This window comes from Acinetobacter sp. 22323, assembly GCF_052044895.1.
Taxonomy (GTDB): Bacteria; Pseudomonadota; Gammaproteobacteria; order Pseudomonadales; family Moraxellaceae; genus Acinetobacter; species Acinetobacter schindleri.
On sequence record NZ_JBQEOL010000003.1, the window covers coordinates 136,947 to 156,958 of the forward strand.

Sequence of the window (20,012 nt, forward strand, 5' to 3'; positions counted from 1 at the left end):
AGCATCCCTAAATGTGCATGAAAATTGCATAGACAGTCAGATTTAAAATTTTGAGGTAGTTCGTGGATATTTTTCCAATCTCGTTAAAGTTGCAACAGCAACCTTGTCTGATTGTCGGTGGTGGGCATATTGCATACCGTAAAGCACTTTTACTTCAAAAAGCAGGTGCGATCATTCATGTGATTGCGCCTGAAATTGAAGAGAGTCTGCTGCGAATTGTGCAAAATAGCCAAGGACACTATGTGCAGGCAGCTTTTCATCCTGAAGTTGCATTACGTCCATATCGACTGGTTATTGCAGCGACTGACGATGCAGAGACCAATCGTCAGGTCTTTGAACTGTGTGAAGCGGAAAATGTCCTGGTCAATAGCGTCGATGATCCACCGCATTGCCGCTTTATGGTTCCGGCGATTATTGACCGTTCACCGCTGGTGATTTCGGTGGCATCAAATGGCACGTCACCAGTGTTATCCCGTCAGATTCGTACCCAACTAGAAACCACTATTCCGCATGGAATGGGCAAGCTGGCTGAGTTTTCAGGAAAATGGCGCAGTGCGGTTAAGGCTAAAATAGTCAATCCGGATGAACGCCGTATTTTCTGGGAAGAGCTTTATGCTAGTCCTTTGAAAGAACAGGTGTTTAATGACAATCTGGCTGAAGCTGATCATCTGATTGAACAGGCGCTACTGGAATGGCAAAAGCCAAAAGGTGAGGTTTACCTCGTTGGCGCAGGTCCTGGTGATCCAGAACTCTTGACCTTAAAAGCATTGCGTTTAATGCAACAAGCCGATGTGGTGATTTACGACCGACTGGTATCTGCACCAATTATGGAGCTATGCCGCCGTGATGCGGAAAAGATCTATGTGGGTAAGGCACGTTCCAATCATGCGGTTCCGCAAGATGGGATTAATGCTCTATTGGTCAAATATGCCAGTGAAGGTAAGCGTGTCTGTCGTCTGAAAGGTGGTGATCCGTTTATCTTTGGTCGTGGTGGTGAAGAGATTGAAGAACTGTTCGCTGCGGGTGTGGCTTTCCAGGTGGTGCCAGGTATTACCGCGGCTTCTGGCTGTTCAGCCTATGCCGGTATTCCACTGACCCATCGTGATTATGCGCAAAGTGTACGTTTCCTGACAGGTCACTTAAAAGAAGGTTCACCCGAGCTGCCTTGGAGTGAACTGGTCTATGAAAACCAGACTTTAGTGCTGTATATGGGTTTGGTTGGGCTGGATAAGATCTGTACGCAACTGATCGCGCATGGCCAGCGCCCGGATATGCCGGTGGCCTTAGTGTCTAAAGGCACTACACCTGAGCAAAAAGTAGTAATTGGAACGCTCCAAGATATTGCATCTAAAGTCTCTGAACACCATATTCAAGCACCAACTTTGACCATTATCGGTGAAGTGGTGCGTTTACGTGAAAAACTTAAGTGGTCGTAAACGACCACTTAACTCCCCAAAAGTAGAGAAAAGCTGTGATCCATGTTGTTTTATATGAGCCTGAAATTCCTGCCAATACAGGTAATATTATTCGCCTATGCGCAAATACGGGAGCACAGTTGCATTTGGTGAAGCCACTGGGCTTTGAACTGGATGACAAAAAGCTAAAACGTGCTGGTCTGGATTATCACGAATATGCCAATATGCAAATCTGGGAAAATATTGAAGAATGTTTGGCAGACTTAGCTTCTCAAGGCATTGGTGCAGATGCGGTCTATCCATTGACGACTAAAGGTTCTGAAACCCCACATACTTCAGACTTAAATCGTCCTGTGGCTTTGTTGATGGGGCCGGAAACACGTGGTCTGCCAGAAAATGTGCGTATGATGTTCCCGAAAGAACACTGGATCCGTCTGCCAATGGCTGAAAATTCGCGTAGTCTGAACCTGTCTAATGCGACAGCAGTGATTGTGTACGAAGCCTGGCGTCAGCAGGGGTTTAAAACGCTTTAATTAGTATTCTTTCTTTTAAGAAGCTGCCAATTGGTGGCCTTTTTGATTTGTGTAACAAGGCTTGTGTAGTGGTTGGTCATTGGGCTTATCTTCGGTATAAATAGTTGAGAACACAAAAAAAGGAAAAAAACTTGAATAAGGGGTGGATCACAGCGAGTTGTGCGGTTTTATTAATGTTTAGTGGAGCAAGCCAGGCACAGCCAGAACCACAACAGCCAGTAGAAGAGGTAAAACCGCTTACTCAGGAGGAAATCAGGCAGGGTATGGCAGAGATGCAGCAGCAACTGAATGAGCGTATTGAAGCTTGGGGTAAAACCCTTAGCAAAGATGATTTTGAATGGAGTTGGCGCGGACGGATTCTGAATCAACCAAAACGTCAGGAAGTGTGTAATATCTTCCAGGGTGTGGTGAATGAAACCTATCATCTGGCTGTACAAAACAAGGCGCGTTTGAGTCCTGAAAGTCAGGAGGTTTTAAAAAATCGTAATCTATTTATCGAACGGCTTGGTTATAAAGACAATATTGTTGATACCCGCATGGGCTTTAACTGTCGTCTAAAATGATTTTGAACTGAACTAAAAAATAAACACGTCAGAACTAAAAAAGGCGCATCAAGCGCCTTTTTTATTTGAATAAGAAGGATATTATTTATCATCAAATTCATTGTGCTGAGGAGCAGGGTGCTTGAAGCCTTTGGTCTTATAACCCAGGTACAAGATACCGCCAAATGCCCAGATCAGACCGTATTTAAGCGAAGCTTCGTCGACTTCTAGCCATAATGCAAACACTGAAATGAAGCCAAGTAAGGGAACGACGACAAAATTCATGATCTCTTTGGCACTCTTCGTGCGGCCATCACGCAGTGCATAACGTGAAATCACCGACAAGTTGACGAAACTGAATGCAGTTAACGCACCAAAGCTGATCAGTGACACGACAAAGTCAAGATCCATGAAACCAGCAGTTAAAGCAACTGCACCAGCGATCAGGATGTTGTACGACGGTGTGTAGTTTTTCGGACTAATGTGACCAAAGATTTTTTTGTTAATTACGCCATCACGACCCATTACGTACATCAGACGAGACACACCCGCATGCGCTGAAATACCGGAAGCCATAACTGTCACAATCGCAAAGTAAAGTACCACTGTCTTAAATGCCACGCCACCTACTGCTTGTAAAATATCAGGCTGTGTTGCAGCAATATCTTCAAAGTAGGTTTTTGGATCATTCGGGAAAAAGATCTGCATGAAGTAAGTACTGATGATGAAAATGATACCCGCTATTAATGCAGTCAAGAAAATCGCTTTAGGCAAAGTTTTTTCAGTATCTTTGGTTTCTTCAGCCAGTGAACTTAAAGAGTCAAAACCTGTAAAAGAGAAGCATAGTAAGGTTGCACCGGTAATCAGGGCAGCAACAGAGGTAAATTCATTCCAAAATGGCTCTAAACTCCATAATTGATACTTTGCATCGACTAATGTGCCGTCTGCATTTACACCACCTTCCAGAAGTTGGTAAACCATCCAGGTGAAGTATGCAATGACGCCCAACTGTACAAATACAATCATACTGTTGAAGTTGGCAACAAATTTTGCACCGCGGAGGTTAATCGCAGTCATGAACGCTGTTAAACCAATGACCCAGACCCAATGATTCATATCTGGGAAAAGTGCTTCCAGATAAATCACAGCCAGGATGATATTGACCATCGGTGATAACAGGTAATCTAGTAATGATGACCAACCCACCATGAAACCAACATTCGGGTGGATGGATTTTTGGGCATAGGTATAGGCCGAACCCGAAGATGGGTAGCGACGAATCATATGACCATAGCTCAAAGAGGTTAACAAAATTGCAATCAGTGCAAAAATGTAAGAGGTAGGAACGTGAAAGTTACTTTCTTCAGATACCAGACCAAAAGTATCAAACAAGGTCATGGGTTGAATATAAGCTAAACCGATAATAATGATGTGCCAGAGTCCCAGCGTTTTTTGCAGTTTAGCTGCCGATTGAGTCCCAGAGAAATTTGTCAACGGCGTTATCCTCTTAATCGTTGATCAAGGATCAGTCATATTGAATAAGGATCGTTTGAGACGAACGATCCCCCCTACAAATTAAGCAAAAGCGCGCCAATCTACTCTAGAATGAACATTTTTGCTAGCAATTTTTTTGAGATTACTACAGCATGAAATATGCCAAAATTATCATGATTGATGATGAAATTTTCATGCAAGATAAAAGCCTGATGCTTAAAAAAACACCAGGCTCTAAATTTTCGCTATATTCGCTTATTTTTCAGGAATTACCAAGCTTTTTTTAAGATGGTTTTCAAATCTTCCAGCGTGGCTTCTTTCGGGTTATAAATGATAGAACCATCATTTAATGCTTTCTCGGCAACTTCATCCAGTTGTGCCTCAGAAACCTTACCTGTTTCACTTAATGTACGTGGTAATTTAGTCAGGGCATAAATACGGTCACGCATCGCTTGAATGGTTGCAATCGCTTTATCGGCACGCAGATGCCCAGGGGTCTGTGCATAGATATCCGGGCCAGCCAGTGGCAGAAGCAGCTCTGCAATCTTGCCACCATTCACTTCCTTGTTGTATTCCAGGACATAAGGCAGGAACAGGTTCATACATAGTCCATGTGGCAAGTGAGCCACCGCACCGAGCGCATGACCGAGTGAATGCACCAGACCAACCATCGAGTTCGAGAAAGCGATCCCAGCCATGGTAGAAGCTTGTGCCAGTTCCAGACGACCTTGAGCATCAGACGGATTATCCAGCACCTTAAACAGATTCTCACTGACTTTCTTCACTGCTGCTGTGGCATAAGCATCTGAAATCGGATTGGCTGCCATACAGGTATAGGCTTCGACCGCATGGGTCATCGCGTCCATTGCAGTCATTGCGGTTAAATGCGGTGGCAAAGTCTGGGTCATACGTGGATCAAGAATCGCAGCATGCGGCATCAGATAATAAGATGCGAACGGCATTTTCAGGTTCTTTTCAGTATCCGATACCACTGCAACCATGGTTACTTCAGAGCCTGTTCCAGACGTGGTTGGAATCACGAAAAATGGTTTTAAGGGTTTTGGTAGGTTATGTGCGCCAGAATATTTAAGCAAGTCATCGCCACCTTCAGAGACCAGAATGTTGGTCGCTTTTGAGGTATCGATAACTGAACCGCCCCCGATGGCAATAATCGCATCGCAGTTATTGTCACGATATAGTTGTGCAGCACGACGTACTGTACCTAAGCTCGAATCGGGTGGGACATCATCAAAAATCGCTGCAATCTCTGCATCCGTCGATTCAAAAGCAGCTTCAATCGGTGCAAGCAGATTATTGGCACGTACGCCTTTATCGGTAATGATGAGTGGACGTTTGGCACCTAATGTCGAGAGTTCAAACGGAATATGTTCGAGCGCAGCATGACCGGCAATCACCTTGACTGGACAGAAAAATTCATAATAAGGCTTGGTCATGTTAGGCACTCCGTTTCAAATAAGATTGAGCAATTTTTAAATAGATGCTGCTTGCTTCAGTTAATTTTTCTTTCAGGCTGAGATTACTTGGATATTCTTTGACAGCCAGTTGTGCCACTATTTTCGGCAAAATCAAGGCTTCCATTTTATTCAGACAACGTACCAGACGAATAGCATAAGAGATATCACCATCGGCAATCATGCGGTCATGGGCAAAGGCCTGTGAGGTACTTTCCTGGAATGAAAAGACCAAAAAGGCATGATGCAGATGCTTAAAAGTGATCGTAAGGTCAGGCGCAGTGTCCATAGATTTCACGAGTTCAAGTTGCTTCTCTTCAGTAACCCGGGCAATAAATGCCGGGCCGTGGGGGAAGACTTTCATGGAAAGACTGAAATTCGCCGGAAACTGGGCAACTTCCTTTTTGATTTCTTCATCGACCTGGCTTGCCATGACTAAGCCTCTGCCAATCACATCCATCATGAGTTTGACATAGGCCTGTTGCAAAGCAGGTTTAACGGATTTAGTTGCAATCACGTGATGATCCCTACCTGGAATATTATTGGTTTAGAGTAATTACTCTAATTTATTTATTGTTGAAATGCAAAGGTTTTATCTTTGCTCGACGCTAACGTCCTTAAAGTAACCGCTGCTGGTTAAAGTTTCAATAATTTCGACACACAAGTCAGCAAATTTTGGCGGGTTGTTGACCAAGTCGTTAATGCGGACCATTTCCAGTCCTGCATAGCCACATGGATTGATGGTATGGAAACCTGTCAGGTCACAGTCAATATTCAAGGAAAGACCATGATAACTACGACCTTTACGGATTTTAAAGCCGAGAGAACCAATCTTTCGCTCATTCACATAGACACCGGGTGCATCCGGTTTGGCATAGGCTTCAATATCATACTTCTTGAGTAGCTCAATCATCAGGTTTTCGACATAGGAGACCAGCGTACGGACGTTCCAGCCAAGACGGTTCAGATCAAACATAAAATACGCCACCAGCTGGCCCGGACCATGCCAGGTTACTTGACCACCACGATCGGTCTGAATTACCGGAATATTGGATGGCATCAGAATATGTTCCGGCTTACCCGCTTGCCCTTGAGTCAGGACATCATGGTGCTGCAAAATCCACAACTCATCCGGGGTGTTTTCATCACGGTTTTCAGTCAGGGCTTTCATTTCCAGAAAGCGGTCTTCGTAGGGAGTCAGGTCATTATATTGACGAATAATCAGGCAGGGTTTTTGAACCGCATCAGTCACAGTGTGCGTCCTTGGAAAGATAAAAAATACTGCCAATAATTATAATGATTTCAAGCCGTGATAGGGGAGCGATTCACAGTAATTCTCAATTACCAATTCACAGATATAAAAAAACACGCCCTGAAGCGTGTTTCTTATTACGGCCTGAGCTGTCTTAAAGCGCAGTTTTGATCAAAGGACAAGCAGCCAGATCTGCATAAACAGCATGTACCTGTTCAAGTTCAAGGAAACGGAGCTGTGCAGTGATCGAATGATATTTACCTGTACGTGAAGGCGTAACGGTCATTTTACTGCCATCAAATTCAGGAAAATGCTTTACAAAGATCTCATTTACGGCCTGATGCAACTCAATACCAGCAAGGCCAATCAGTTTGATCGGGTAGTCCATAGGGAAAACCCAAAGATGTTCTTGTAGTTCACGAGATGGTGTACGGTCTAACATGTAGTCCCCCTATTCGAAACGCCTGCATGAGCGCAGGCGTTTGGGTCTGTCTGGATACATAGATGGAGACTATCAACTGAGTTTCAAGTCTCTATCAATTGTATCAAATCTTAATCATTTTCCAGGAATGAACGCAGGTGTTCAGAACGGGAAGGATGACGCAGCTTACGTAAGGCTTTCGCTTCAATCTGACGGATACGTTCACGGGTTACGTCGAACTGCTTACCTACTTCTTCCAAAGTATGGTCAGTTGGCATGTCGATACCAAAACGCATTTTCAGGACTTTCGCTTCACGTTCAGTCAGGTTTTCCAGTACTTCACGTGTCGCTTCTTTCAGGCCTTCCGACGTTGCAGCATCCACAGGAGAGGTGATGTTGCTGTCTTCAATGAAGTCACCCAAATGTGAATCTTCATCATCACCGATCGGTGTTTCCATCGAAATAGGTTCTTTAGCGATTTTAAGTACTTTGCGAACCTTCACTTCGTCCATTTCCAGACGTTCGCCCAGTTCTTCCGGAGTCGGTTCACGGCCCATTTCCTGAAGCAATTGACGAGATACACGGTTGATCTTGTTAATGGTTTCGATCATGTGAACTGGAATACGGATAGTACGTGCCTGATCCGCGATTGAACGGGTAATCGCCTGACGAATCCACCAAGTTGCATAAGTCGAGAACTTGTAACCACGACGGTATTCAAACTTGTCCACGGCTTTCATCAGACCGATGTTACCTTCCTGAATCAGATCCAGGAACTGCAAGCCACGGTTGGTGTATTTCTTCGCAATCGAAATGACTAGACGTAAGTTCGCTTCAACCATTTCTTTCTTGGCACGGCGCGCTTTGGCTTCACCCACCGCCATACGCTTGGCGATGTCTTTGATGTCACGAACTTTCAGGTCAAGTTCTTTTTCAATGTCTGCAATCTTTTGCTGGAATGCCAGCACGTCAGGACGTACTTTTTCCAGATAAGCTTTTTGATCGGCAGGCGCTTTCGCAATTTGCTCATCTAACCAGGCTGGATTAGATTCCTGACCCGGGAAAGAAGTACGGAACTGGGTACGATCCATACGGCCACGACGGACTGCATAACGCATTACTTCACGTTCTGCACTACGGATCTGGTCGTGGGTACCACGAATCATTTCTGAAATGATATCGAACAGGCGCGGTGTGAACTTGAACATCATGAACACAGTAGCTAAAGCTTGCAGTGCGTCTTCTGCTTCTTTGCTGTTGCGGCCATGCTTTTCAATAACAGCCTTGGTATTTTTCCAGGCATCTGAAAGTTCAGCAAAACGAACTTTAGCGATTTCTGGATCTGGACCTGAATCACCTTCAGAATCGTCATCACTGTCAGACTCTTCTTCATCTTCCTCATCATCCAGTTTTACATCTTTGGTTGACTTGGTAGTTGCTTCTTCATCTTCTTCGATGTCAGCGACTTCTTCCAGCACTTCTGGAATATCATCATCAGTTTCAGGGTCTAAATAACCTGAAAGCAGGTCGGCCAGGCGGCGTTCGCCAGCTTCATAATCTTTGTATTCTTGTAGTACAACTTCTACGGCATTTGGCCAGTAAGCAATGGAGTGAAGAACGTCACGGATCCCTTCTTCAATACGTTTTGCAATGCTGATTTCGCCTTCACGCGTTAAAAGTTCAACAGTACCCATTTCACGCATATACATACGTACTGGGTCAGTTGTACGACCTGGCTCATTTTCTACAGATGCAAGTACTGCTGCAGCTTCTTCTTCTGCAACTTCATCGGCAGCTTCTGCAGTATCCTCAAACATCGCATCATCAGATTCAGGCGCGCGATCATGTACCGGAATGCCGACGTCATTCAACATCTGAATGATATCTTCAATCTGTTCACTTTCTGTGATTGAGTCCGGGAGATGATCGTTAACCTCAGCGAAGGTTAAATAACCTTGTTCTTTGCCTCGGCTAATCAGAGCCGCTACTTGCGAAGTAGGGGAAGTCATATCGCTCATCTTTGCTTACTCTTCGTTGAATCTGTGACAGTAAAAAATCGTACAACTCTGCACGACTTAAGCTTATTAAATTTAGTGAATAGCCTACATATTTCATCAGATTATTCAGCATCGAGGCTGTCTGACAAAATATTTAAAATGAAATTCAGTAATTTAAGATGGGGATGAATTTGTTATTTTCAAGTCCAGCCCCGGCGTATCTGTATCTGACCAAAAATATAATAGTCAAAAAATATAAGGACGCAGGGTGGATTATATCATGCCATACAATTTACTTGGAAAAAAAGCCCTAATTACAATTTTAAGATACTAAAATTTAAATAAAACTTGACAAGTATTTTTAGGCAAGATAAATAGCGCCTAGGACCCTTTACATTTTTCACAATGAGGTAGTTTTAGTGTCTTCTACAGATTTTGAACTAGATGATAACTACGGTGATGATGATGTTAGCTTCGATGAGGCTTCCAGCAAGCTCAGCGCAAAAGAGTCGTTGGAAAAACGTCGTTTGATTGATGACCTGTTGACTCAACGCCGCCTCGAGCGCGAACTCAAAGATTTTGACTATGACTTCGACGATGACGATGACTTCGACGACGAAGATTAAGCAATTCGGATTTAGCATGGCCTGAATAAATGCTATGCTAGGCCTTTCGGAATTTCTAAGTTTGGATATTAGATGAGTGCTTTAGATTTAGACCTGTTGAGTGACTATCTGGATGGCGACCAAAATGAGTATGGTCTGGATTTCGCGGCAACTCACGGTTTCCTGTGTGCAATTGCAGTAGGTCCGCAGTTTGACAGATGGCTGGATGAGCTTTTTGATAACAATCAGAAAAAAGTTCCAGCAGCAATCATCGAACAGGTTAAAGTATGGCTGGAGTCTATCCGTCAAAGCTTGGCCAATGAAGAAGGCATCACTTTCCCGTTTGAAATCGAGGAAGCGGATACCGAATCAAGTCTTGGTGACTGGAGCGTGGGCTTTGTTGATGCCATGTTCCTGAACGAAGAAGCATGGTTTGCAGAAGAATTTGAAGAACAGCTGGTGGATTTAACCCTGCCAATCATGGTCTTCAGTGGGATTGACGAAGAAGATCCACAAATGGAAACTTTCCGTCGTAACGGCCAGTTAATGGACGAGCTTGCGGAAGAAATTCCAGAAAACCTGAATGAATTGTACCTGATGTATCATACACCAGACTAATTCTCCCAAATCAAAAAAGCACCTTCGGGTGCTTTTTTGATATCTGCTTTTTATATCTATAATTTTAAGCTAAGCAGCTATTCTTTAGCCTGTTTTTTTGCTTCCAGACCTTTAAGAGCGCTTTTACTCATCCAGCCGAAACATAAGGCAAGGACAACATATTGAATCGCCAAGCCTAGCAGCAATACGCTTATCCAGATGCCAAAAGATAAAGATTCCAGCATACCGAGGATAATTTCCCGTTGTTCTGCAATACCCAATATTGACAAGGATAAGATCAAGCCAATGAGTACGCTAATGCTTAGACACCCCCAAATTAACTGTTTTTTCTCTATAGCACTTGGTAGACGCTGTTGATCCTGAACAAATTTGATCGCTGCCACTGCCCCTGCACCGAATAATGCCGGGATGGCAGTGCTGCTGCCAGGCAAATCGATAAACATATTTAAACCAGCGACAATCAGAATCGCGACCAGATAAACTATAGTGAAATAGCCAAAATATTTTTTAATCATCATTTTTATCTCGAATATTGTGTTTTTATTGTTGTTGCTTGTATGGTTGAAAATGGGAAAAGCTATACCAACAAGTTTGTTTATTTTAATAATTTGCTCGAATATTCAGCAAGATAAATTAAAAGAATACGACGAATGTCACGTGAAGCATAGAAGGATCACGTGACATGATTTGAACTAGATTGAAATTAAGCGTGTTTCTTTGGCTGTTTAGCCAAGCTATAGCGGGTATAGCCATGATAGGCGACATGAAACAGGGCGGCATGCAAGGCAATCAAGGCAGCAACAATAAATGAATTTGGGCCTCGGCCTGTATAATTCATTCGGCGCAGAATTTCCTCGGTATAAGGGTGCAGCCAGATCATCACCAAGATAAAAATAAAGCCAAGGCTCATGGCAATAATGGTAGAGCCCCAGACCAAGGTATTTTTTTCCTTGGCGTCAGGGACACGCAGTTCCTTATGCACAAAATGCCGGGCACTCAAGAATGCTGCTGCAATTAATGCAGGAATGAAAATAATGGCACCCAAGTTTAACCAATACACAATCATGCCAATCAAAACCAGCAAGGCAAGATAAACGGCTGCAAAATATTTAAGATAATGCGACATCGTTCTGGCCTCCTAAACAGGACTTACTGTTCAGGATGGACGATTTTTGCGTTGATGTCTACGGTACAGAACCCAGCCGATAATAATCGCTACAATTGCAATAATGATGTAACTGACCTTGCTAAAAATCTGATGCATCAAGTTCTGATTTTCCCCGAAATAAAATCCAATACAGGCCAGAAAAGTCGTCCAGATGATGGTTCCCAAGCTGCTATAAAACATGAATTTCCAGAAGGGCATACGACTCATTCCAGCAGGAATACTGATCAGGGAGCGCACTGCGGGAATCATACGTCCAGCAAAAACAATGCGATGACCATACTGCTCGAACCATGCTAAAGATTTTTTTACATCATCAGACTTAATAAACAGATATTTACCATAGCGGTCGACAAATCTGAAAATCGATTCATGACTGAATTTATAACCAATCCAGTAAAGTAAGGCAGCAGCCAGCAGGGAGCCGAGGCAACCCGCAATGATCACGCCGACCAGTACTAATTGGCCTTGGGACGCGGAATAGCCCGCAGATGGCATAATGATTTCAGAGGGAATAGGCGGGAAGACATTGTCGAGGAACATGAGCAGGGCAATACCCCAATAGCCCAGCTGTTCCATAATAGAAATAATCCAGTCAGTCAGATTCATAAGCAGCAGTTAATTGAAAATACTGCTTTTATCCTACGGAGTATTCCAGAATGGGTAAAGTAGATAAATTGTAGATCGCACAAATTAGCTATGCGTGAGGGTATAGATATAAACTCGACGCAGCAGATAGGCACTGAATACTGGCAATATACTTAATAGCAAAAATTGCACGATGCCAGTGTTGATGTGATAGCCAATAAATAGCGCTAAGATCGCACCAATAACAGTTCCTAGCACAACAATAAAAAGATGTGATTCATGTTCCAGCTGGTCCATGACTTCAACAGTCCGCTGTACTTTTACCTGATCCTTGCGTTGAAACTGAACAATATTATCTTCATATTTTGCGTAGGATTTTGCTATTTTGTGTTCCTTTTCATATAAAAAATATATTTAGTAATTAAACACTTAGGTGGAAAATGATTACTGCATATAGATTATCAAGACTTTTTCTTTTTAAAGGGGAATCTTGGTAAAAGCGTGTTGAGATTTTTATTTAGATTGTGAAGTTTGTGTAAAAAAAAGCCCTCAAATGAGGGCTTTTATACATCTAGTTACATTCTACACATTATAAACGTTTACGTTTTGCAGCGAGGATTTGTGACTGGCGCATACGGAAGCCTTCTTTTTGCTTCTCAGTTGTTTTGTCAATACAGTACACACAAGATACACCGTGTTCATAGCTTGGTAATGCTGCTTCCTCGGGAGTGAGTGGCCAGCCACATGCGTGACATTTAGTATTTTGGCCTTCTTCCATACCGTGAGTCACGGCAGTACGGCCATCAAATACGAAACATTCACCTTCCCACAGACTCTCTTCTGGTGGGGTTTCTTCCAGATATTTCAAAATACCACCTTTCAGGTGATAAACTTCAGTAAAGCCTTCTTGAAGAAGTAAAGAGGTCGATTTTTCACAACGGATCCCGCCTGTACAGAACATGGCAATTTTCTTGTCTTTGTGCTGTTCCAGATTCTGTTTCACGTATTCCGGGAATTCGCGGAAAGTTTCAGTTTTCGGGTCAATCGCACCCTTAAATGTACCGGCCTTGTATTCGTAGTCATTACGGGTATCGACCAGAATCACGTCATCACGCGCAATCAGCTCGTTCCATTCTTTAGGATCAAGGTAATGACCGACAAGATCACGTGGTTTAACAGGAACACCTAACGTCACGATTTCTTTCTTCAGTTTGATCTTCATTTTACGGAATGGTTTGTCAGAGCTATGAGACTCTTTGTATTCCATTTCGTTGAAACCTTCGTCCAGAAGGAACTGATGTACTTTGTCGATGGCTTCACGGTTACCTGCAACGGTACCGTTAATGCCTTCGCCTGCCACAATTAGAGTACCGCAAAGGTCGATGGTTTTTACCAGGTCAAGGAGGCGTTGCTGAAGACCTGCGGGGTCTTGAACTTCCTTAAATTGATAAAGTGCGGCAACAACCCAACCAGTCGTCGCTTGCTGTTCTACAGGTGCAAGCTGTTCTACAGTAGCGTTCATGGAATACTCCAACGTAGCATGATATTTGAAAGGCGCACATTTTAACGTGATTTGCATGATTATGCGAGTAAAACCCATAGCATTTATAGGGACTTCAATTCATGCAGGAGAGCGTGTATAGTCTTGCCCGACCCGGTATTATTACAGACCTGCCTGTGCTGAAATGATCAGCAATGTTGGAGTAAGTTTTGAGTTCAGATCGTCGTATTGCATCTTTAACCCCATGTGCAGGGCGTTGCTCGACCGTATTTGGTGATGCGGTATGTCGCGGTTGTCGCCGTTTTAATCATGAAGTGATTCAGTGGAATACCTATACGGCTGAACAGCATAACGCAGTATGGCAACGTCTGGATGCTCAACTTGATCAGATTCTAGTCCCGATGCTGCCTCTGGCAGATATGGCCCATGTCGAGAAATTTGTATTGTCCAAGCGGGTGCGGTTGCGTGATGATGCCAGTAAAGGGCGTAAGCTCTACCATGCATTAAAATTGTGTGAAAAAAACCGGCATTTGACTGATGAGAGTGGCCTAGGCATTCATTACAAACAGGTACGTCCGATTTGGGATGAATTTGAACGTCGAGTATTGGCATTGGCAAAAGCCAGTTATGATCTGGCATTCTTGCGTGCTGATGGGATGAGTCAGCATCTGATCCAGATGGAAGAAGAGGACGAGTAGGTCCTCTTTTTTTATACTGACTATATTAGACAAGGAGGAATGGGGTGAATATTACCGAATATCTGCTGTATTGTCTGGCCGTAGTAATCATGATCGCGACACCCGGGCCAGTAATGTTACTGGTCGCTAGTGCCGGACTCAAAGGCGGCTATAAGCATGCCTTGCAGACTATTTTCGGGACTAACTTTGCCTCACTGGTTCTGATTGGTTTATCCATTCTCAGTCTAAAAGGTCTTCTGGTTGTTAACGAAAATTGGCTGAATGGCATTAAGCTACTTGGCTGTTTTTATATTGCCTGGCTGGGAGTTCAGATTTTCAGGGAAATCTGGCAAGGGCAGGGATCAACTGGACCACAAAGCCTGCAGCCTGTACAGGGCGGCTTTCGTACCGGTTTTCTGGTAGGTATTTCTAATCCCAAGGATATTATTTTCTTTGCCGCCTTTTTTCCGCAATTTATAGGCATTAGCCCAAACCTCGATTTAAGCTTGGTGATTCTGACAATCAGCTGGATTGTTCTGGATTTCCTCACCCTGTCACTGGTGTATCTGGGGTTTCAGCGATTATCTCGGTCTCAGCTTTATCCGCATTTACTGGGGCTATGCGGCTTGATCTTGTTAATGGTTGCACTGTATGGAATTTATTCCATCTTCAGTTAATTCAATCAATATACATGACACAAAAAATCCCGAACCAAATGCCGGGATTTTCTTTTTAAATAGACTTATATATTGTGTTGCTGGCGATACTTTACCAGTTCGTCAATAGTAATTACGATTAGTTGATGCGTCTGTGCATATGACAGAACCTGAATACCAGAAGCCATGCTGCCATCCGGATTAGTCAGTTCACATAACACGCCGGCAGGTTTTAAACCAGCCAGACGCGCAAGGTCAATAGTACCTTCAGTATGACCACGCCGGGTTAAGACACCACCTTCACGGGCGCGTAATGGGAATACATGACCAGGACGATTCAGATCACTGGCAACTGCGCCGTCTTTAATCGCTGTTTTAATTGTAGTCGTGCGGTCTTTGGCAGAAACACCGGTTGTTACACCCTCTGCTGCTTCGATACTTACAGTAAAGGCAGTTTTAAACTGACTAGAGTTATCTTGTACCATTGGTGGCAACTCTAAATGATTTGCCAGCTCATCAGTCAGACATAAGCAAACGATGCCGGAACCATCACGAATCATACGCGCCATGGTTTCTATAGTTAAAGTTTCAGCTGCCACAATCAGATCGGCTTCATTTTCACGGTCAAAATCATCCATGACCAAGACAGGTTTGCCTTGGCGGAGATCTTCGAGTGCCTGAAGGATACGTTGTTCAGCAGGGGCTAAAGCAGAAAAGAAAATTTCGGGTTGAATCAAACTTGACATTGAAATGCTCACCTAAAGTAAAAATATGATTGAACATTTCAGGACTGAGTGAAAATAGGCTTATAGCAAAAACAGGTGTATGCACGGCATACAGCCTTGGTGCTGCTTTCGTCTTCTTTCATCCGGACTATACCGTCGGCTCTGGATTTGCACCAGATCTGCAGATCAATCGAAATTGACCGCTCGTGGGCTGATTCAAGCCTGATTATAACAAGCTGAAATTACCACCGGTGGGGAATCACACCCCGCCCTGAAGCGATGTAGGATCATTATAGTCCTGATTTTAAAAAAATGGGATGGTTGAAATGGAAAGTAATTTGCAGAATTTTAGATAAACAAAACAGATAATCTGAATTACCCAGGTTTTTAGCAAAATAGCGGAAACATGCTATGGTGTGAGGAAGATTAGAAATCCTTCAATCATTCTAACAATGCATAAAACTGAACTGATTCGAAATAATCAATTTTCGCCCTTGCTGTTCTGCAATGTAGAAGTACTACGTTATTTAAAAATCTTGGGCTTGGCACTCATCACGGTCAGTTTGCTGTATTTAATGGCAGCGAACTGGTGGATGCTACCGGATCCGGTTCAGCTGGCAATCCCGATGCTGATTTTATTCTGTAGTGCAGTAGCAAGTATTTACTTCGACCAGCAGGAATGGGTGAGAGAGAGTCTGGATACAGTATCTGGTCTCATGCTGGGTTTAAGTCTGGCAGTGATTGGGCAGATTTATCAAACTGGCGCAGATAGTTATCTGTTATTTCTGCTCTGGTCAGCCTTGCTCTTACCATGGCTCTATCGCTCCAATATTGGCATTTTTATCATGCTTTGCGTAGTGAGCCAGCTGACGTTGTATCTGTATTTTAAGCAAAGCTCCTGGATGGGAAGAGCAGAAGGGCTGTATTTGCTCGGTCTAAATTTGCTGACCGTACTTAGCTTTGCGTATGCCATGCGCTATTACGCGCTGCTACGTTTTCTGTTTATCACATTTGTGATCGTGATTTCGATCAGCAGCATGATGCAGTTTATCCATCACTTTAAGCTGATCTATTTAGCTTCTTCAGTTGTTTTACCGACAGGTGCCGCATTTTATTTTTATAGGAAACATCAGGCGCTAGAAGCCATTCTTCTCATTGCAGGTTTGGCTGCCAGTGTGAGCTTCTGGGTATTTGACCTGGTTGAAAATCAACTGACCAATTCAGCTACTGGACTATTTGTGCTAGCTGTGCTGATTTTTGGCTGGTTTGCCTTAATTAGTTTTGCTTTAAATAGAATTTTTCCACAAACCAAATTCTCCGTGATTCCTCTGGCACTCGGTGCCTGGATTTCCGGGATTATTCTTGCAGTCCTGTTACTGACTTACTGGGAAGCATTTTCGATCTTAATGGGGATTATTTTTATAGGTATTGCCTGGCAACTGCTGGGTCAGCAGGCTTCAGTTTTTATGCACCAGTTTGCCTATTGCTTGTGGATCTGTGGTCAGGCAGCAGTTTTAATTCATACAGAACTACTCACCGACAGTAGGGTTGTAGTCTGGCTGTTACAATTACTAATGCTGGGGCTTGCTGTAATCAAACGGATGCACTGGTCTATTCTGACCCTACAGCTGCTGATTACGCATGCATTAGCAATCGTGGTTCTGATCTTAGAAAATTCTTTTAAACATGATGACATGGTGATCAGTATCATACTCAGCTTGAACTATGTCATTTTCATCGGACTATTCCTAACAGCTCGTTATTGGCAATCTTCGCATTATCAGAAAAGTATCTTTCTCTGGATGATCGCCATGCTGACAGGTTCAGCGGTGGTTCAGGCGCTAACTGGATTGGAGCATTGGCAGAGCATCGGACAGATCAGCTTTGAGCAAGTCTTGCTATTTTATATTCTTCCGAGCTTATTGTTGTTCAGTTTTATTTGGCAAAACTGGCAACAATTTTCTGAAAAATGGCTGTGGTTAATTCCGGTTCTGGGTTTATTACTGATCCTGCTGGGCTATTTTGAAATTTTTATCATTATGCTGCTCATGGCTTGGGCTGTAGTCTATCAGCAACGAATGATTCAAGCCCTATCGATTTTATTGCTGATCTTTTGGTTATGGATGCTGTATTACAATCTGGGGCTGAGTTTCCTGGTAAAGAGCCTCACGATTTTCATCTCAGGTCTCATGGTTTGGTGCATGGTCTATGGCTTAAAGCAGGTAAGGATTAGATCTGGTCAGGAGGAAACTGCATGAAAAAGTTTCTTCCTCTGATTCTGGCCGGATTCAGTATTCTGCTCTTTGTGGGGCTGATCCTGAAACATGAAGATCATTTAGCGAACAGCCAGTCCATCTTTGTTGAGCTTGCTCCGGTCGATCCGCGCTCAATCTTGCAAGGCGATTATATGGCACTGAATTATGAGCTGCATTTCGAGGGTGATGCTGAAGCGGATCGTGGAGAAGAGGGTGGTTTAGCGGATAAGAAAATTGCAGCCTTAGAAAAGCGTATTCAGGATCAGACACATCTTTTAAGCTATGTGCAGCTAGATGATCAGCATCGTGTGATTCAAACCAGCTTGGATGAAAATCTTTTAAAAACTCATCCGGGAACTTCCGCGCGTTTGCTTCTAAAAAATCCTTCCAACCGATTAGCCAATTTATATCCGGCAGCGAATAGCTTTCTGTTTGCAGAAGGATTGGAACCGTGCTATCGCAACGCAAAATATGCCGAGATTAAAGTTAAAGATAATGGACAGGCTTTATTGGCGAATCTGGTGGATCAGAATCTACGAGCTTTAAATTGCGAAAGCCAAAAAGACTGGGTACAGGGAAGTTAATTAAGGTCTATTTTTAGAAGTATTTTTCAATAAAAAAGCCCGCATCATTGCGGGCTTTTTAAAATCTTGGACTTAAGCTACTTGCACAGGAATACAGTTCGCTGTGTGGCTCACGGTGTTGTCCGGGTTGGCATATACCAGACGTGGTTTATGCGCATTGGCTTCTACTTCAGTGAAATCACCGAAAGTAGCAATGATGATGATATCGCCGACATCTGCCTGATGTGCTGCGCCACCATTGACTGAAATGATGCCTGAATTGTCTTCACCACGAATCGCATAAGTGGTAAAGCGTTTGCCATTGGTTACGTTCCAGACGTGAATTTCTTCGTATTCGCGAATGCCAGCTAAATCCATAAGTTTGCCATCAATTGCACATGAACCTTCATAATGAAGTTCCGCATGTGTCACGAAAGCACGGTGAATTTTGCATTTTAATAAACGAGATAGCATGGCTAGCGTCCCCTGAGTTGACCTAAGAGTTTGATCATTTGGTTAAATCAATCTTGCTTGCTGTATGGTGAACAATCGAGCAAACGCATTTTGCTCTGAAATGCGTAAGATGGCAAGAAAGATTATTCAACAATTTATAGAATGATCAGTTTGGTTTATAGGCATTGATTTGGTTCATGGCCTGTTGTACTTCACCATTGACCAGCATCTTGATGCGATTCATGGCATGTGCAATCGCGTCATCCATTAAAGTCTGCTCACTGCTCGGTGCCTTACTCAGTACATGACCAGAAACACGGTCTTTAGAACCTGGGTGACCAATACCAATGCGTAGACGATGAAAGTTCGGACCGATATGCGGCACGATATCGCGTAAACCGTTATGTCCACCATGACCACCGCCAGTTTTCAGGCGAATAATGCCTGGATTCATATCCAGTTCATCATGGGCAATCAGGATTGATTCGGGTGCGATATTGTAAAATTTGGCGAAAGGAACAACACTTTTACCGGAAAGGTTCATGAATGTTGTAGGTAGAAGGAGACGGACGTCTTGACCTTCGATATTGCCGCGACCGCTGAATCCATTGAATTTAGGGTCTTTTTTAAGGCTAATGCAATATTGATCTGCAAGCCGTTCTACAAACCAGAAGCCTGCATTATGGCGGGTTTGAGCATACTCAGAACCTGGGTTGCCCAAACCAACAATCAGTGAAATATTTGACACTAATCTACACCATTAACACTTATGCGCGTTTGAAGTCAGCGTGCATAGGTGTGTTTTTAGCTGGGTGACGTTGAAGCGCTTGGATTTTAACGCTTTCAGTTTTGCCGTCGATGTTGATTTCAACAACTTCTTCGAAGAAAGCATTGCTTTCTAAAGCTTTAACAAGCTCACGAAGTTCAAGAGTAACAGCTACAGGAGCAGCTTCGCCACCGTAGATGATCGCTGGAACTTTAGCAGCATGACGAAGGCGGCGGCTCGAACCTTTCCCTTGTTGTGCTACTTCACGTGCTTCTGCGTTTAATACGAAGTTTGCCATGATAGACATCCTATTT

Annotated in this window: 24 protein-coding genes and 1 riboswitch; of the genes, 9 read left to right on the top strand and 15 right to left on the bottom strand. The window is 43.4% G+C overall.

The window, feature by feature from the left end; genetic code table 11:
- Window positions 1–62: 62 nt before the first annotated feature.
- The 3 genes from cysG (at window position 63) to ACTJIX_RS03080 (ending at window position 2,511) form a co-directional block, all read left to right on the top strand.
- Window positions 63–1,436, top strand: coding sequence for a siroheme synthase CysG (gene cysG, locus ACTJIX_RS03070; protein ID WP_004814870.1), 1,374 nt, complete (start codon window positions 63–65; stop codon window positions 1,434–1,436).
- 35 nt (window positions 1,437–1,471) lie between these two features.
- Window positions 1,472–1,948, top strand: a complete 477-nt coding sequence (locus ACTJIX_RS03075) for a tRNA (cytidine(34)-2'-O)-methyltransferase (RefSeq protein WP_004814872.1) — start codon at window positions 1,472–1,474, stop codon at window positions 1,946–1,948.
- 173 nt (window positions 1,949–2,121) lie between these two features.
- Window positions 2,122–2,511: a hypothetical protein gene (locus ACTJIX_RS03080; protein WP_051064890.1), complete on the top strand. Its 390-nt coding sequence runs from the start codon at window positions 2,122–2,124 to the stop codon at window positions 2,509–2,511.
- Between the two features lie 81 nt (window positions 2,512–2,592).
- On the opposite strand, the gene ACTJIX_RS03085 is transcribed toward ACTJIX_RS03080, so the two are convergent.
- From ACTJIX_RS03085 to rpoD, 6 genes are all read right to left on the bottom strand, one after another.
- Window positions 2,593–3,984, bottom strand: a complete 1,392-nt coding sequence (locus ACTJIX_RS03085) for an APC family permease (protein ID WP_005222946.1) — start codon at window positions 3,982–3,984, stop codon at window positions 2,593–2,595.
- A 269-nt stretch (window positions 3,985–4,253) separates the two neighbouring features.
- Window positions 4,254–5,438: an iron-containing alcohol dehydrogenase gene (locus ACTJIX_RS03090; protein WP_004814878.1), complete on the bottom strand. Its 1,185-nt coding sequence runs from the start codon at window positions 5,436–5,438 to the stop codon at window positions 4,254–4,256.
- A gap of 1 nt (window position 5,439) precedes the next feature.
- Complete coding sequence (locus tag ACTJIX_RS03095) at window positions 5,440–5,973, bottom strand: hypothetical protein (protein ID WP_440611158.1); 534 nt, start codon at window positions 5,971–5,973, stop codon at window positions 5,440–5,442.
- A 75-nt stretch (window positions 5,974–6,048) separates the two neighbouring features.
- A complete protein-coding gene (gene lipB / locus ACTJIX_RS03100; protein WP_004891922.1) occupies window positions 6,049–6,708 on the bottom strand; it encodes a lipoyl(octanoyl) transferase LipB in 660 nt (219 codons plus the stop codon).
- A 154-nt stretch (window positions 6,709–6,862) separates the two neighbouring features.
- Window positions 6,863–7,150 carry a YbeD family protein gene (locus ACTJIX_RS03105; protein WP_004814884.1) on the bottom strand — a complete coding sequence of 96 codons (288 nt, stop codon included), beginning with the start codon at window positions 7,148–7,150 and terminating at the stop codon, window positions 6,863–6,865.
- Window positions 7,151–7,260: 110 nt separating this feature from the next.
- A complete protein-coding gene (rpoD, locus tag ACTJIX_RS03110; RefSeq protein WP_008307589.1) occupies window positions 7,261–9,147 on the bottom strand; it encodes an RNA polymerase sigma factor RpoD in 1,887 nt (628 codons plus the stop codon).
- A gap of 398 nt (window positions 9,148–9,545) precedes the next feature.
- Here rpoD and ACTJIX_RS03115 point away from each other — a divergent pair, with 398 nt between their 5' ends.
- Together ACTJIX_RS03115 and ACTJIX_RS03120 are read left to right on the top strand one after the other, a co-directional pair.
- Entirely contained in the window at window positions 9,546–9,752 is a 207-nt protein-coding gene (locus ACTJIX_RS03115) for a PA3496 family putative envelope integrity protein (protein ID WP_004814888.1), read from the top strand.
- Between the two features lie 72 nt (window positions 9,753–9,824).
- Window positions 9,825–10,349 carry a YecA/YgfB family protein gene (locus ACTJIX_RS03120; RefSeq protein WP_004814890.1) on the top strand — a complete coding sequence of 175 codons (525 nt, stop codon included), beginning with the start codon at window positions 9,825–9,827 and terminating at the stop codon, window positions 10,347–10,349.
- 77 nt (window positions 10,350–10,426) lie between these two features.
- On the opposite strand, the gene ACTJIX_RS03125 is transcribed toward ACTJIX_RS03120, so the two are convergent.
- The 5 genes from ACTJIX_RS03125 to trhO all read right to left on the bottom strand — a co-directional run bounded on the left by ACTJIX_RS03125 (window position 10,427) and on the right by trhO (window position 13,624).
- Window positions 10,427–10,867, bottom strand: a complete 441-nt coding sequence (locus tag ACTJIX_RS03125; protein ID WP_440611159.1) for an ABZJ_00895 family protein — start codon at window positions 10,865–10,867, stop codon at window positions 10,427–10,429.
- Window positions 10,868–11,052: 185 nt separating this feature from the next.
- Window positions 11,053–11,475, bottom strand: coding sequence for an ABZJ_00895 family protein (locus ACTJIX_RS03130; protein ID WP_440611160.1), 423 nt, complete (start codon window positions 11,473–11,475; stop codon window positions 11,053–11,055).
- Window positions 11,476–11,505: 30 nt separating this feature from the next.
- The gene (locus ACTJIX_RS03135) at window positions 11,506–12,123 is read right to left on the bottom strand and encodes a DedA family protein (RefSeq protein ID WP_004814896.1); all 618 of its coding nucleotides are present in this window, start codon (window positions 12,121–12,123) and stop codon (window positions 11,506–11,508) included.
- A gap of 84 nt (window positions 12,124–12,207) precedes the next feature.
- Window positions 12,208–12,486 (bottom strand): hypothetical protein, encoded by a 279-nt coding sequence (locus tag ACTJIX_RS03140; RefSeq protein ID WP_004814898.1) that lies wholly within the window; start codon window positions 12,484–12,486, stop codon window positions 12,208–12,210.
- Window positions 12,487–12,691: 205 nt separating this feature from the next.
- Window positions 12,692–13,624 carry an oxygen-dependent tRNA uridine(34) hydroxylase TrhO gene (trhO, locus tag ACTJIX_RS03145; protein WP_004891935.1) on the bottom strand — a complete coding sequence of 311 codons (933 nt, stop codon included), beginning with the start codon at window positions 13,622–13,624 and terminating at the stop codon, window positions 12,692–12,694.
- A gap of 188 nt (window positions 13,625–13,812) precedes the next feature.
- On the opposite strand from trhO, the gene ACTJIX_RS03150 reads away from it, so the two are divergent.
- Together ACTJIX_RS03150 and ACTJIX_RS03155 are read left to right on the top strand one after the other, a co-directional pair.
- Window positions 13,813–14,301, top strand: coding sequence for a DUF1289 domain-containing protein (locus tag ACTJIX_RS03150; protein WP_005222926.1), 489 nt, complete (start codon window positions 13,813–13,815; stop codon window positions 14,299–14,301).
- 44 nt (window positions 14,302–14,345) lie between these two features.
- Window positions 14,346–14,957, top strand: coding sequence for a LysE family translocator (locus ACTJIX_RS03155; RefSeq protein ID WP_004814902.1), 612 nt, complete (start codon window positions 14,346–14,348; stop codon window positions 14,955–14,957).
- 65 nt (window positions 14,958–15,022) lie between these two features.
- On the opposite strand, the gene ribB is transcribed toward ACTJIX_RS03155, so the two are convergent.
- Window positions 15,023–15,682 (bottom strand): 3,4-dihydroxy-2-butanone-4-phosphate synthase, encoded by a 660-nt coding sequence (ribB, locus tag ACTJIX_RS03160; protein WP_440611161.1) that lies wholly within the window; start codon window positions 15,680–15,682, stop codon window positions 15,023–15,025.
- Window positions 15,683–15,788: 106 nt separating this feature from the next.
- Window positions 15,789–15,943: riboswitch (FMN riboswitch) on the bottom strand.
- A gap of 170 nt (window positions 15,944–16,113) precedes the next feature.
- Between ribB and ACTJIX_RS03165 the strand changes: the two genes are divergently transcribed.
- Both ACTJIX_RS03165 and ACTJIX_RS03170 read left to right on the top strand, forming a co-directional pair.
- On the top strand, window positions 16,114–17,919 hold the full coding sequence (locus tag ACTJIX_RS03165) for a DUF2157 domain-containing protein (RefSeq protein WP_440611162.1): 1,806 nt from the start codon (window positions 16,114–16,116) through the stop codon (window positions 17,917–17,919).
- Complete coding sequence (locus tag ACTJIX_RS03170) at window positions 17,916–18,500, top strand: GDYXXLXY domain-containing protein (protein WP_440611163.1); 585 nt, start codon at window positions 17,916–17,918, stop codon at window positions 18,498–18,500. The genes ACTJIX_RS03165 and ACTJIX_RS03170 overlap by 4 nt, the downstream gene beginning before the upstream one ends.
- A 72-nt stretch (window positions 18,501–18,572) precedes the next feature.
- Here the strand turns inward: ACTJIX_RS03170 and panD are convergent, their stop codons facing one another.
- The 3 genes from panD to rplY all read right to left on the bottom strand — a co-directional run bounded on the left by panD (window position 18,573) and on the right by rplY (window position 19,996).
- On the bottom strand, window positions 18,573–18,953 hold the full coding sequence (gene panD / locus ACTJIX_RS03175) for an aspartate 1-decarboxylase (protein ID WP_005176160.1): 381 nt from the start codon (window positions 18,951–18,953) through the stop codon (window positions 18,573–18,575).
- Between the two features lie 145 nt (window positions 18,954–19,098).
- A complete protein-coding gene (pth, locus tag ACTJIX_RS03180) occupies window positions 19,099–19,680 on the bottom strand; it encodes an aminoacyl-tRNA hydrolase (RefSeq protein WP_440611164.1) in 582 nt (193 codons plus the stop codon).
- A gap of 19 nt (window positions 19,681–19,699) precedes the next feature.
- Entirely contained in the window at window positions 19,700–19,996 is a 297-nt protein-coding gene (gene rplY / locus ACTJIX_RS03185) for a 50S ribosomal protein L25 (protein ID WP_004814908.1), read from the bottom strand.
- Between the last annotated feature and the right edge of the window lie 16 nt (window positions 19,997–20,012).

Coding starts and splice junctions, on each gene's coding strand:
- ACTJIX_RS03080 (WP_051064890.1), top strand. CDS start 2,122: ATGTTTAGTGGAGCAAGCCAGGCACAGCCAGAACCACAACAGCCAGTA.
- ACTJIX_RS03090 (WP_004814878.1), bottom strand. CDS start 5,438: ATGACCAAGCCTTATTATGAATTTTTCTGTCCAGTCAAGGTGATTGCC.
- ACTJIX_RS03105 (WP_004814884.1), bottom strand. CDS start 7,150: ATGTTAGACCGTACACCATCTCGTGAACTACAAGAACATCTTTGGGTT.
- rpoD (WP_008307589.1), bottom strand. CDS start 9,147: ATGAGCGATATGACTTCCCCTACTTCGCAAGTAGCGGCTCTGATTAGC.
- ACTJIX_RS03120 (WP_004814890.1), top strand. CDS start 9,825: ATGAGTGCTTTAGATTTAGACCTGTTGAGTGACTATCTGGATGGCGAC.
- ACTJIX_RS03125 (WP_440611159.1), bottom strand. CDS start 10,867: ATGATGATTAAAAAATATTTTGGCTATTTCACTATAGTTTATCTGGTC.
- ACTJIX_RS03130 (WP_440611160.1), bottom strand. CDS start 11,475: ATGTCGCATTATCTTAAATATTTTGCAGCCGTTTATCTTGCCTTGCTG.
- ACTJIX_RS03135 (WP_004814896.1), bottom strand. CDS start 12,123: ATGAATCTGACTGACTGGATTATTTCTATTATGGAACAGCTGGGCTAT.
- trhO (WP_004891935.1), bottom strand. CDS start 13,624: ATGAACGCTACTGTAGAACAGCTTGCACCTGTAGAACAGCAAGCGACG.
- ribB (WP_440611161.1), bottom strand. CDS start 15,682: ATGTCAAGTTTGATTCAACCCGAAATTTTCTTTTCTGCTTTAGCCCCT.
- ACTJIX_RS03165 (WP_440611162.1), top strand. CDS start 16,114: ATGCATAAAACTGAACTGATTCGAAATAATCAATTTTCGCCCTTGCTG.
- ACTJIX_RS03170 (WP_440611163.1), top strand. CDS start 17,916: ATGAAAAAGTTTCTTCCTCTGATTCTGGCCGGATTCAGTATTCTGCTC.
- panD (WP_005176160.1), bottom strand. CDS start 18,953: ATGCTATCTCGTTTATTAAAATGCAAAATTCACCGTGCTTTCGTGACA.
- rplY (WP_004814908.1), bottom strand. CDS start 19,996: ATGGCAAACTTCGTATTAAACGCAGAAGCACGTGAAGTAGCACAACAA.